The 12,425-nt window shown below is 37.1% G+C and carries 13 protein-coding genes, 1 tRNA gene and 2 pseudogenes; 3 read left to right on the plus strand and 13 right to left on the minus strand.

Translation table 11 applies throughout. The annotated features are described in order from the left end of the window. Positions 1-163 precede the first annotated feature (163 nt). From AN957_RS23675 to AN957_RS23690, 5 genes and pseudogenes are all read right to left on the minus strand, one after another. Positions 164-1,075 carry a GH25 family lysozyme gene (locus AN957_RS23675; protein ID WP_053478818.1) on the minus strand — a complete coding sequence of 304 codons (912 nt, stop codon included), beginning with the start codon at positions 1,073-1,075 and terminating at the stop codon, positions 164-166. Between the two features lie 6 nt (positions 1,076-1,081). Continuing rightward, positions 1,082-1,324, minus strand: a pseudogene (locus AN957_RS29035) (phage holin family protein); the annotation flags it as partial. Between the two features lie 15 nt (positions 1,325-1,339). Next, positions 1,340-1,489 carry a hypothetical protein gene (locus tag AN957_RS29040; RefSeq protein ID WP_321172084.1) on the minus strand — a complete coding sequence of 50 codons (150 nt, stop codon included), beginning with the start codon at positions 1,487-1,489 and terminating at the stop codon, positions 1,340-1,342. Between the two features lie 633 nt (positions 1,490-2,122). Beyond that, on the minus strand, positions 2,123-3,946 hold the full coding sequence (locus AN957_RS23685; RefSeq protein ID WP_053477617.1) for a reverse transcriptase/maturase family protein: 1,824 nt from the start codon (positions 3,944-3,946) through the stop codon (positions 2,123-2,125). An 819-nt stretch (positions 3,947-4,765) separates the two neighbouring features. Continuing rightward, positions 4,766-5,029: a hypothetical protein gene (locus AN957_RS23690; protein ID WP_053478817.1), complete on the minus strand. Its 264-nt coding sequence runs from the start codon at positions 5,027-5,029 to the stop codon at positions 4,766-4,768. 730 nt (positions 5,030-5,759) lie between these two features. Between AN957_RS23690 and AN957_RS27915 the strand changes: the two genes are divergently transcribed. Continuing rightward, the gene (locus AN957_RS27915; protein ID WP_156319181.1) at positions 5,760-5,936 is read left to right on the plus strand and encodes a hypothetical protein; all 177 of its coding nucleotides are present in this window, start codon (positions 5,760-5,762) and stop codon (positions 5,934-5,936) included. A 57-nt stretch (positions 5,937-5,993) separates the two neighbouring features. Here the strand turns inward: AN957_RS27915 and AN957_RS29255 are convergent, their stop codons facing one another. Both AN957_RS29255 and AN957_RS27920 read right to left on the minus strand, forming a co-directional pair. Continuing rightward, the gene (locus tag AN957_RS29255; protein WP_082446722.1) at positions 5,994-6,251 is read right to left on the minus strand and encodes a tyrosine-type recombinase/integrase; all 258 of its coding nucleotides are present in this window, start codon (positions 6,249-6,251) and stop codon (positions 5,994-5,996) included. An 82-nt stretch (positions 6,252-6,333) separates the two neighbouring features. Continuing rightward, positions 6,334-6,486: pseudogene (locus tag AN957_RS27920) on the minus strand (DUF1064 domain-containing protein); the annotation flags it as partial. A 238-nt stretch (positions 6,487-6,724) separates the two neighbouring features. On the opposite strand from AN957_RS27920, the gene AN957_RS23700 reads away from it, so the two are divergent. Next, a complete protein-coding gene (locus tag AN957_RS23700) occupies positions 6,725-7,279 on the plus strand; it encodes a site-specific integrase (protein ID WP_082446724.1) in 555 nt (184 codons plus the stop codon). Positions 7,280-7,369: 90 nt separating this feature from the next. Here AN957_RS23700 and AN957_RS23705 read toward each other — a convergent pair. Next, positions 7,370-7,441, minus strand: a tRNA-Arg gene (locus AN957_RS23705). A 270-nt stretch (positions 7,442-7,711) separates the two neighbouring features. Here AN957_RS23705 and clpP point away from each other — a divergent pair. Then, positions 7,712-8,317: an ATP-dependent Clp endopeptidase proteolytic subunit ClpP gene (gene clpP / locus AN957_RS23710; protein WP_053478814.1), complete on the plus strand. Its 606-nt coding sequence runs from the start codon at positions 7,712-7,714 to the stop codon at positions 8,315-8,317. Positions 8,318-8,498: 181 nt separating this feature from the next. Here the strand turns inward: clpP and AN957_RS23715 are convergent, their stop codons facing one another. The 5 genes from AN957_RS23715 to AN957_RS23735 form a co-directional block, all read right to left on the minus strand. Then, the gene (locus AN957_RS23715; protein WP_053478867.1) at positions 8,499-8,756 is read right to left on the minus strand and encodes an HPr family phosphocarrier protein; all 258 of its coding nucleotides are present in this window, start codon (positions 8,754-8,756) and stop codon (positions 8,499-8,501) included. Between the two features lie 35 nt (positions 8,757-8,791). Next, positions 8,792-9,733, minus strand: coding sequence for a DNA-binding protein WhiA (gene whiA / locus AN957_RS23720; RefSeq protein ID WP_053478813.1), 942 nt, complete (start codon positions 9,731-9,733; stop codon positions 8,792-8,794). 169 nt (positions 9,734-9,902) lie between these two features. Beyond that, a complete protein-coding gene (locus AN957_RS23725; protein WP_056686424.1) occupies positions 9,903-10,883 on the minus strand; it encodes a gluconeogenesis factor YvcK family protein in 981 nt (326 codons plus the stop codon). Further along, a complete protein-coding gene (rapZ, locus tag AN957_RS23730; protein WP_053478811.1) occupies positions 10,880-11,773 on the minus strand; it encodes an RNase adapter RapZ in 894 nt (297 codons plus the stop codon). Before rapZ ends, AN957_RS23725 begins: the two co-directional genes overlap by 4 nt. Positions 11,774-11,878: 105 nt before the next feature. After that, positions 11,879-12,337, minus strand: coding sequence for an 8-oxo-dGTP diphosphatase (locus AN957_RS23735; RefSeq protein WP_053478810.1), 459 nt, complete (start codon positions 12,335-12,337; stop codon positions 11,879-11,881). Between the last annotated feature and the right edge of the window lie 88 nt (positions 12,338-12,425).

Here is a 12,425-nt window from a genome sequence, read left to right on the forward strand (position 1 = left end):
GATCAAGTCCCACGGGCGCTACGTTCTACTCCGACTACCGCTATAATAAAACTAAATAAAAAAAATTCAACCAGTAAAAACTGGTTAAACTTATATTACGATCGGGCGCTTTTCTTAAGTAAGACATAAAAAGCCCATTTCGTTTGAGATGGGCTTTTTGTATTCAACTATAAACTTCTGCTGCCTGGGCTAACAAAGCTTTAGATGGAGTCTCATACTTGATATAACCATCCATCTTTGTGACCCAATGTCCCCCGCCAACATCATACTGCCCGCCATATTTATCACGATATCCATATACCCTAAACTGATCATCAGGTTTTAAGATACGCACCATTTCAAGCTTCCCTTCTTCATTATCAATCCATAAATTTATTGGTTTGAGGATTGTTACACGACCAATTTGCCCCTTTTTAAATTCAGTTTTACCCCACATTAGTTTTTCTGTAGGAGCTGGTGGCATACTTTCAACTCCAATAAACCACTCCAATGATCTACTACCGTTTAATTGGTTCAGATCTAAATATCCTCCATACCAGTTCACACGACCCTTTTCAGTGTATTGCCATAGGTCGCAAGCGTAATCAGGCTTTTTGGATGGGGTTCCGTCATTTTTGCCATAACGTGGAATCCACAGGAAGTCTGCTTTTACTTTATCCATGCCATATGGCTTGTAAAAATGGTGTCCAGTATATAACCCAACTGGTCTGCTATCGTTAGCCTTTAAATAGTCAATAAATACTTGAGTAGCTGGAGCCATTTCAGCTTTTGTTTTTGTGGTCTGTACCTCTACATCAACAACTAAAAATTTTGCATCTTTGTCGCATCTACTTAGGAAGTCTTTTGCTTCACGGATAGCATCATTCTTATCTTTAAATAGCGTGTAAATATAATGTCCAAATGGAATCCCATACTGCTTGCAAGAAGCAACGTGCTTTTTATACTCTCGATCAATCGTAGAGGTGCCATATTGTGTACGAATAACAAATAGCGCAACCTCTTTGGCAGCCTGCTCCCAATTGATTTTACTATTAGGTTGATGATGAGAAATATCAACGATTAATTTCTTTGTCATTTTCTATCATCCTTTCCTTTTAAGGACAACGATTGCACTCTTAATTTGCTCTGGCACTGGAAGACCAATCCGTCCTGCATTTTCTGTTATTGATAAAATCTCGTTTACTGCGTAAAACACAATAACCATAGTCATTACCAATGCTTTTGTTTCTAAACCGCTTTCAATTAGCAATAGATCTATTAAATGCGCAACAGCTACCATTACAAAGATGAAAACTTTCCTTACAATCCCAATCATGCCCACTTTGTTTTTTAAATTTCCTTAAACAAAGCCAGCAGCCATTCCACTTATAAAATCAAGAATGGCTAAAACAAGTAAAATAGTCAATAAAATAGTCCAATTCCCATATAGGAATTGGACTGCTCCTGCAATAATGCTGTTACAAATTGAAAAGTTTCTCCATATTTCCACCATACTCTCATAAAATTATCCCAGAGCGGTATTTTCACAACGTTCTCTCCAGAGATTGAACTTTGGAAAGTTGATGTAATTGAGACTAAAAGAGTTAATGGCTTCCGTGGCTTTATCATAAGATTACATTCGATATAGAGCCTTCAACTGGACATCATGTTTCAACTAGAAAAGACCGTTTAACATATCAACTTCCTTATGGTCCAACAGTAAAATTGATTAAACATACTCGCTTAGCACCATATGAAATATCAATCGACTAATATTATACCTAAAAGGAATCAATACTATCATTTTAAAAATCGTATTACGACAAAAAATATATAACTTATCACATTTTTTAAACCGATATCATAAATTTTTTTCCATGGGTACTCTATTATTAAAAATTATGAAGTGGTGTTAACATTGGACCAATTAGGGGGAAAAATTGATAAAGTTTCTAACCAATTAACAGATCTTAGGTTGGAGCTTTGGATAAAACATACCTTGTTCACATGGCAATGGTGGATGCTAGTCGCTTGCTCGGCGTAGGATAAGCGCCCAGCGCCTTGTCATATTGCTATGATAGGTTTCCAAACGCTCTCCTCCGAACCGTACGTACACCTCTCGATGTATACGGCTCTCCATTTGTCAATCTAGTCTTCCAGCGTGTAAGTCTACATGGCACTCTTTACACAGTGTCATGGTTTTTCTTCTTCTCGCTATCATATTTTGCTCCCATAACTTTTTGCCTTTAAGGTCTTTTATTTTCCTCACATGGTGAACTTCGATGGGTACGTTCTCAGCTCCGCACCATTCACATTTATTCGCAAGTAGGCGCTCTACTAAGCTAGTCCTTCCACCGTACATAGCTGTTTGCTCTCTAAAATCCATTCCTTCTTCTCTTAAAACGGATAGGTTGTATTTAAAACCTTTGCTATAAAATAGTCGGATTTTAACACCCTGTTTGGTTTCAAATTTTACACCCAAATCCTTATGAACTCTGTATTTACTAGCCATTTTACCTACCGATGACTTATATTTCTGAGCCATTGTTCTAAGAAAGCTAAATTTCATTACATAATAATAGCTATGAAGATTGCTAACATTGAAAGCCATTCTGTAATAATTATATAGTCCTTCAATTTCGCTGTTGTACGTACTGATTATTTCAATATCTTCAAGATTACTTAAGTAGGTACGGTGTATTGGCTTCCAGATATGTCCGAAGGACACTCTAAGCGCACCTAGAGATAATAATTTGTTAATCCATTTCTCTCTAGGTAGACTGAGATAGCATTTACCTTTTGCAGATTTGCGAGTAATTTTCTGTCCCTTGAAAGTACCTCCTTTGAGGGATTCATCCTGCGAAATCATGATGTCATATCCTAAGAAACGTGCTTTCTTCTTGTTATGGGTAATTAGGGTTTTCTCTTGTGATAGCTCTAAGTTAAGCTTTTCCTTTAGATATCTTGTTAGGTCTTCCTTAACCTTTTCGGCGTCCTGTTTACTTCCTATAATTCCTATAAGGAAATCATCGGCATATCTTACGTACTGTATTCTTCGGAAATTAGGGTCATTCTGAACCGTTCTCCGCATAGTACCTCGTAAGTTGTACAGGTTTTTGATTTCCTGTTTGTAATTAAACCTATTTTCTTCCGTAAGATTTTGCCATTCGTTGTGAAGTGTTTTCTTGAGTTCATGTATTTTTTTGCTTATTTTCATGTACTCCTTATTAGCTGCTCTTTTGGTTCCTTTATCGAAGGAAGCTTTATATTCCTCGATATAAATGTCCAATTCGTTTAAATAGATATTAGATAATATTGGGCTGATTATCCCACCTTGTGGGGTTCCACTGTATGTTTGGTGAAATTTCCAATCCTCAAGATAGCCAGCTTTTAAGAACTTCCATATTAGATTAATAAACTTTTCGTCCTTTATTCTTTTGCGAAGAATGTTTATTAAAATATGGTGGTCAATATTATCAAAGAATCCTTTGATGTCACCTTCTACAAACCACTTTGTATGTGTTAAAGTATTTTTACATTGTAGAAGTGCTGTGTGACAGCTTCTTCTTGGTCTAAATCCATGTGAATTGGGTGAAAAAGCAGGTTCATATATCTCTTCCAATAAGTTTCTAACTACCTCTTGAACAAGCTTATCTTCAAAAGACGGAATTCCTAGAGGTCTTTTTCCTCCGTTACTCTTGGGAATATACACACGTTTTGCAGGCACTGGACTATAGGTTTGATTTCTTAGGCTCTCGATAATACGTTCAATTCTTTCAATGCTCATACCATCAACTGTCTTTCCATCAGAACCAGCAGTCATATTCCCTGTTTTGGCATATATTTTCCCATAAGCTTTGAGAAAAAATTCAGGATTGTATAGATTCCTATACAAGCGTTCAAATTGATATCCTTTTATTTTCGCTTTGGAAGATAGAGTGTTTAACACTAATATCGGATTTCTCATAATGCCTCCCGCATTGACCCATTTTCGTATCAAACTCGACAAACTGTTTCCCTTCGCCATGTAATAGGCTTTCCCTATCTCAGACTACTACGGAAACTCCGTTACCCTATTGGATATTCAGATACAACTATCATAGCCTCAAAAGGCTTTCCAACTTAGGTAATCCCCATTTAGACAGATAAAAACATAGCTTATTGTAATGTCGGAAGTGACTTTCGTCTGTTTCTACTGATGGTAGATGGAAGAATATGATTCACTTGGTTTGGTGCAGTGTTCCAACACCTCCCCCATATTCTCATGAAGTTTCAGATTCCATTCTTCATGCGCAAGCATCATCGTCCTTAGACTATCATTCAAGCAGTATAGCTTTCTTCCTTATTTACATATTTCATCTAGCCATTCAGTCGTGACGTAGAATCTCGCCAACTTATGGCATTATTCACCATGCTACACTCCCCGTCTGGTTTCCCTTTCGGATAAGATGATTGATGATAGGTATAGATTGTGAATTTTAACCTACGCTGTTGCCACACAGCGAATTCTTATCTGCCCTTATGGGCGCACAACATAATGCTTATTAAGTAGACGATCGATTCATCTAACAATTTGCTTCATGATAATTAACAATGAATTTACAGTTCAGATATACTAGGTAAATAATCAAAATTTATTATTAGATTATTGAAATACTGAATTTGAAAGGAGTTAGGTTGATGGTTGAATTTCTGTCTAGACTAGTTATTTTAACCACCTTTTGCACTCTTTTACCTTAATATGATGCAATGTTATAACCCTTTCTTTTAACAAATTGCTAAATTATTAATTTCTTTCAGCTCCTGCAATTCCGATTTCACTTATATCGGCAATTTCTTGATACGATCTAAGTTCCTTTTCTAAGCATTCAACTTTCTTCTGGAGATGACCAGCAATTTTATTTTCATTATCGAATGCCTTTTTCCAATGAGAAATTTCCTTCTGCAGTTGATTTGTTTTTTCAGCCAAACGATGTAAAAACATGAAATCATCCATATCAATATCGACTCGATCATAAATTCCATAGCCTTTGTTGGCGAGTAGATTCAAAAATTGCTGTCATCAATCCTTCTAAACGTTCTTTTTCTCCAAATAAACTCCCTCCTAACCTAATAAACTTAATAATTCTTTTACAAACAACTTCCCTATTATGAAAATTATGGTATAATTTCCTATAACTACAACTGGAACTACAAGGAAATGAGGTTAAATCTATGCCAGAAATTAAATGGGGATCCCCATTGAGTTTAGCTTGTTTAGGTGTATTCTTAGGTGGACTAGGAATCTTTTTTAAGGCTATATGGAGTACTTTTTTGTAAACAGACTAATTTAGTCTGTTTTTTCATTTAATAAATTGGAAACATAATAATTCTTTTGTTTCATAAGTCTTTTTGTTAAATTTTAGGTTTAAATCCTCGTTTATTTATGTTAACTTTACATTATATATTGTTTACATATTTGATTTGTGAGGAGCATTTTATGAATAACAAACTTCGATCTATAATTTCTGTTACTACAGCCCTGTTGTTTTTAATTCTGGTTTTTATGAACTTCATAGGATATTGGTCTGCTAACTCGTTTATTCAAATCCTATTTTTCTTCATTATGGTAATTTCAATTTTTAATGCAGGATTCGAAATTTGTAAGTATCAAAAACTAAAGAGTTGATTGGATATCCAATTGATTCTATTTTCTCAACAGTAAACTCAATAATAATTCATAATATGCACTTCCTCCAAACTGTTATAATTATGATATAAACCAGTTCGGAGGGGTAAATTTGAGTAAATATATTGCCAGTACTTTATTAATTACTTTTGGTGCCTTTATCATGTTATATCTGCTTGTTCTCATTGATCCAACAGCCATTTTTGGAGTGTCATTTGTTTTTATTTTCTTAATATCAATCGTGATCGTAATGCAAATGAGAATTATAGAATTGCTGAAGAAAAAATAAAGTTACTAGAATCTCTTCATAAAGAAGGGATTTTTTTTAGGAAACATAATACAAAGTCTATAAACTAAACCCATACACCTTTTCGTCGATGATATCCTGCGTAATACCTATATATCTCACCGCAACTGCCGGACTGCTATGATTAAATATCTCCTGCAGCGCAGCCACATCCTTATATTGCTTGTAAAAATAATATCCGAACGTCTTCCTCAATGTGTGAGTGCCTATCTCTTCAAGCCCTACTTCTTGCGTTAAGTATCTTCCAGGCCTGAACCCTGTGTATTCGGTCCTGCCCTCTCCTTGATTGGAAAAGATATGCTGCTAGTTCTTTATCGATCGTAAATTTACTAATGTGCTCCTGGAGCTTTAAAGTGCTTGGCATTCATCGGATTACTCTTTACACCTCCACAAATTGACCATATTCATATTTCAAAAGAGTAATTGAATCCATGTACTTTAGTTCAAAAAGATTTTGTTTGATTGCAAATTCTTTTGTGATTGCACCTTTTACAACAATTATTTGAGTACTGCCATCCAGTTTTGTCACTTCAAAGTCAGCTTTTTAATAAATGGGGCTTTATGTCTTTCCATTTTTTTAAACCCTTCCTGAAGCAAATGTCTTGGTTAAAGCTTAAAGACTTTGATATGGTTAGCGTGTTTTAAGTATTTTAGTTAGTTGTAGTAGATGGACTCTGCTTGTGAATCAAATGTGATCCTATCTGCCCTTTTCTTGAGTTAGAACAATATCTTGAATTAATCCAGCATGCAAAAAAGGACTGGCTAGTTGAATATCCTCACTACTTCATCTTTTAGTCGCTACAGGAGCCCGTATTGGGGAGATTTGCGAACTTACGTTAAATGATATAGATTTGGACGCTAATACATTAAATATCGATAAAACACTTTTTAGGGTGTCTGAGGTATATGTTGTAAAACCAACTACCAAGATAGGGAAAAGTGGGGAACGAGTGATTGTACTTGACTTTACTATTGAGAGATTAAAAGAATGGAATAGAATTCGCTCTGAGTGGGTTATGAAAATGAAAGAGAGACCTAAATTTTTAGGAGAATTGGTAAAAATGCCAAACTACGCTGATATGCTTAGAACGTTATGTAGGCGACACGAACTAATGCATGTTACTCCGCATATGTTTAGGCATACTCATGAAGCTATTTTGTTGGAATCTGGAATTGCAGATATAAATTATATTGGTGAACGTCTTGGAGATACAGATAAAACAATTTTATTAAATACTTATGGCCATATGTCCAAGCGTTCTGAGCAACTTAGCAATGAAAAAGTTAATCATTTTATGAGTGCTTGGTTAGAGAAAATTGAGTGAAATAAAAGATGGGTTTTTCAATGTATTCGGACAAAAGTTGGACACTCTCAACCGAAATACTTGAAAAACCCATCTTTATCAATAATTTAGCGCCCTCGGCAGGAATCGAACCCACATCTTAAGAACCGGAATCTCACGTGCTATCCGTTGCACCACGAGGGCATTGTGTAATATGCATTTGCGTTACAAATATAGATTATATGCGATTTTTTCAAACTTTGCAAGGAATCTTTTGTTTAAAAACCGGAAGAGCGGGAATGATGGAAACGGAGATATATATTAGAAGGAAGATGTCGAATAATAATCCTGTTTTGTGGAAGTGTATTGTTTGACCTTTATTGACCAACAGTGTATCATGAGATTACATACATCAATGGAAAAATATATGGCATTTGTATGTTACCCTTACTTAATTAAAGGAGGAATAATGAGATGAACCTAATCCCTACAGTTATTGAACAAACAAACCGTGGAGAGCGCGCTTACGATATTTACTCCCGTCTATTAAAAGATCGTATTATCATGCTTGGAAGTGCGATCGATGATAATGTTGCCAACTCGATTGTTGCACAATTATTATTCTTGGAAGCTGAAAACCCTGAGAAAGATATTACATTATACATTAACAGCCCAGGCGGAAGCATTACTGCTGGTATGGCGATCTATGATACAATGCAGTACATTAAAGCAGATGTATCAACGATTTGTACAGGTATGGCTGCTTCTATGGGTGCATTCCTGCTTGCAGCTGGTGAAAAAGGCAAGCGTTACGTTCTTCCAAACAGTGAAGTAATGATTCACCAACCACTAGGTGGAGCTCAAGGGCAAGCAACTGAAATTGAAATTGCTGCTAAACGCATTCTCTTCCTTCGTGATAAGCTAAACACAATTCTTTCCGAACGTACTGGTCAGCCACTTGAAGTGATTGCGAGAGATACAGATCGTGACAACTTCATGACTGCTGAAAAAGCATTAGAATACGGATTAGTTGATAAAATTATTACACGCAAGCCTGCTGCAGATAAGAAAGAGAAGTAAAATAGGTTTGATAATTGAGAACACATGAGATTTCGTTTGCGAAATCTCATGTGTTTTTTTATCATTCCTTTCATGAAGATGCTTTTCATTTTATCAAGCAGATTTTTTATTTTATCGAGCATTTTGCTTTTTATCCAAAAAAAAAGCCTGGAATAAAGCTCCAGACTCTTCGCGATTTCGATTAATTTTCCTTTTGAATATACTTAGACAGTTCTTCAAGTGCTTCTGCTTCATCCTTACCGTCTACAATTAACGTAATGACTGACCCTGAGCTAACAGCAAGGCTCATCAAGCCCATGATGCTTTTAGCATTTACTTTTTTTCCATCTTTCTCAAGAAAGACATCCGATGAAAATCGATTGGCTTCCTGCACAAAAAGTGCGGCAGGCCGTGCCTGCAATCCTGTTTTTAATTTTACTTCAACCTGTTTTTCCAACATTTCTTCCTTTCCTCCCATATCGAATCATAATTTTTTTAAAGCGATTCCCCTGCTCGCAGTTTATCAGCAATTTCATCTATTTTTCTTAAACGATGATTAATACCTGATTTACTTATATTTCCTCCTGAAACCATTTCACCAAGCTCTTTTAACGTAACATCCTGGTAGGCTACCCGCAGCTCAGCAATTTCCCTTAGCTTATCTGGCAAAATATGAAGGCCAACTGTTTCATCAATAAATCGTATATTTTCGACCTGACGTATGGCTGCACCAATCGTTTTATTTAAGTTCGCTGTTTCACAATTGACAAGTCGGTTCACTGAATTTCTCATATCACGGACAATCCGTATATCTTCAAATCGAAGCAATGCATTATGAGCACCAATGACACTCAAAAACTCGGTAATTTTTTCAGCTTCCTTTAAATACGTGATGAAGCCTTTTTTTCGCTCAAGCGTTTTACTATTTAAATTAAATGTATTCATCAATTCACATAAAGAGTCGTTATGTTCCTTATAAAGTGAAGAAATTTCTAAATGATACGATGAAGTTTCTGGGTTATTAACAGATCCCCCGGCCAGAAAGGCACCACGAAGATAAGAGCGCTTACAACATTTCTTTTTAATCAATGCTTCCGAAATATTGTGTGTAAAAACAAAGCCCTCGCTTATTATTTTTAAGTCGTCCAGAATTTCACTGGCTTTCTCTGATAAACGAACAATATAGACATTATTCTTTTTTAGCCTCATTTTCTTTCGAACGAGCAGTTCTACTTGTACATGATAATTTTTTTTAATCAGGATATAAATTCTTCTTGCTATCGCTGCATTTTCTGTTTGAATATCAACGATTAATTTTCTGTTGGAAAATGAAAGCGAGCCATTCATCCGTATAAGCGCTGATAATTCCGCTTTTCCACAGCAATCCTTTGCCTCCAGATTCGTTAATTCCTTTTTCGTTTCCGAAGCGAAAGACATATTCTCACCACCCTTATTAGGAAAGCGCAGGGCGCCCGCTTATCGGCGACAAGCATAAGGCGAGCCGGCTGGAAGGTTGTTCTTTAACCTTCTGGACGGATTGACTTATGACCTCGAGCCCTAGGCGCTGCAGCTAGACAGATAGAAAAGCGCATCTCCGCTAAACCATCTAATTGTTATTTCGTTTTTTCATTTCATCTATAAGTAATGAATATAACATTTCTGCGACCACTTTTGTATCATGACGAATCACACCGTCTTTTTCACTCGCGATTTCTCCAGGAATCACTTCCAGACCTAAGTCCTGAAGGCGTTCTGTATCAAAGATTACCGGCTTTGACATTTCTTCACTGTATCGCTCCTGAATATCGTCAGGGATATCCTCACTATTGACAAGAATCGTGTTCATAAACGCACAGCTCATGTGATCATAAATCGCTTTTACATGGTCGCTTGCTGTATAGTTAAATGTTTCTCCCGCCTGGGTCATAAGATTGCAAATATATACCGTTTTTGCCTTGGCGCGGCAAACCTCATGCCCGAGCTTTGGCACGAGAAGATTTGGTAGAATACTCGTATATAAACTTCCTGGGCCAATGATGATTAAATCGGCCTTCCTTATTGCAGAAATCGTTTCAGGAAGAGGTTTAATATGCTTAGGTGTTAAAAATACTTTCTTAATTTTTTTCCCGGAGTAAGGAATCTTGGATTCTCCAGAAACGACTGTCCCGTCTTCCATCTCCGCATGTAGAACGACACTTTGATTCGCAGCGGGCAAGACCTTCCCTCTTACGTTCAATACTTTACTCATTTCCTGAATCGCATGAACGAAATTCCCCGTAATCGAGGTCATGGCTGCAAGAATTAAATTTCCCAGCGAATGACCTGAAAGTTCAGTCGACGTCTTAAAACGATGCTGAAACATTTCTTCGATTAGTGGCTCCACATCAGACAGTGCTGCCAAAACATTGCGTATATCACCGGGAGGAGGAATGTGTAAATCATTTCTCAGTCTCCCTGAACTGCCTCCATCATCAGCAACAGTTACTATAGCAGTTATATCAACAGGATACTGCTTCAGTCCTCTTAATAGAACAGGCAATCCTGTTCCCCCTCCGATGATGACAATTCTTGGCTGTCTGTTTTTCATTTCTCTTTTTCCCTTCTCCCCTTAATATCACGATGCGTAATTCGGGTATGATACTCGTTCTTGAAGTACTCCCCAATATATTCAGTCAAGGCTACTGAACGATGCTGGCCGCCCGTACATCCGATAGCAATAACGAGCTGCGCTTTCCCTTCTCTTTTATAATGAGGAAGCATAAAGCTAAGGAGCTCTGTTACCTTTTCAAGAAACTTCTGTGTTTCTGACCACTTTAATACATAGGTAGAGACTTCTTCATCCAATCCCGTTTTTGGCCGCATATGTTCAATATAGTGAGGATTTGGAAGAAATCGCACATCAAAAACAAGGTCAGCATCAATCGGCAATCCATGTTTAAAACCAAAGGACATCAAGTTGACAGTAAATAAAGTTGACTTATTTACTGAGAATTCCGTAAGTATTTTTTCACGAAGTTCTCTTGGCTTTAATCGTGTTGTATTATAAATGAGCTGTGCTCTTCCTTTTAATTCCTCTAAAAGCTCACGTTCAAGCTTAATTCCTTCAAGAGGAAGACCAGATGGAGCGAGTGGGTGAAACCGCCTCGTCTCCTTATACCTTCTAACTAACGTAGAATCATCCGCATCTAAGAAAAGAATTTGCGGTGTGATCCATGAAGTCTCTGAAAGGTCATCAAGTGCTTTGAACAAATGGTCAAAGAATTCACGTCCCCTAAGGTCCATGACTAATGCAACCTTATTCATCTTATTCCCCGATTCCTTCATCAATTCAAGGAATTTAGGCAAGAGTGTTGGCGGCAGGTTATCCACACAGAAGAATCCTAGATCTTCAAAGCTTTGAATGGCAACTGTCTTTCCAGCACCTGACATCCCCGTAATAATGACCATTTGCGTTTCATTCACTGCGCCTGTACTCATTTTTATTTTCCCCCTGTATAACAAAATCGCCTTGGCGTATTTGCGCCCGGAATGAATCACTAGCTCGATACCATTCCTCTGAAAATCTTTAGGCTCGCCGAGGCTTTAACTCGGATCTAATCTATAGCTTAGTAGTTCAAAATTTGGTGTATAAGTGAACGTACCATAAATCATTCCTTTTCCATGAATCATGTATTCGAGAATATGATAGTCACCTGCAGCCATTGGAAGGTTCTTGATTTCCTCAAATGGGTGCCACAGAATTTTCCCTTCTTCCGACTCATCTAGGTTCAGTCCATCAGCCTCTGTCGCTAAAAAGGTGAACATCATCCATTCAGAAAGAACTTTTTCGCCCTCTTTCATAATAAAGGTAAAGATCCCCTTTATATTCGGATTGCGCAAGTATACCCCCGTTTCCTCTCTGAATTCCCGGATACATGAATCTCTAACTGATTCTCCAGGCTCCATTTTTCCTCCAGGAGCTACCCACCAGCCTCGACTCGGTTTTTGCAAAAGCAATACTTGATCATCTTTCAACAATACACAGTTAGTGACTCGCTGCAACTTCTATGCACCTGCCTTCCATCCCGTCTGCTTATTCCTTTTATTATACTATTTTTGTTAAACACCCACAACGAATTGAAGATTCTTA

This window comes from Cytobacillus solani (assembly GCF_001420595.1).
Lineage (GTDB): Bacteria > Bacillota > Bacilli > Bacillales > Cytobacillaceae > Cytobacillus > Cytobacillus solani.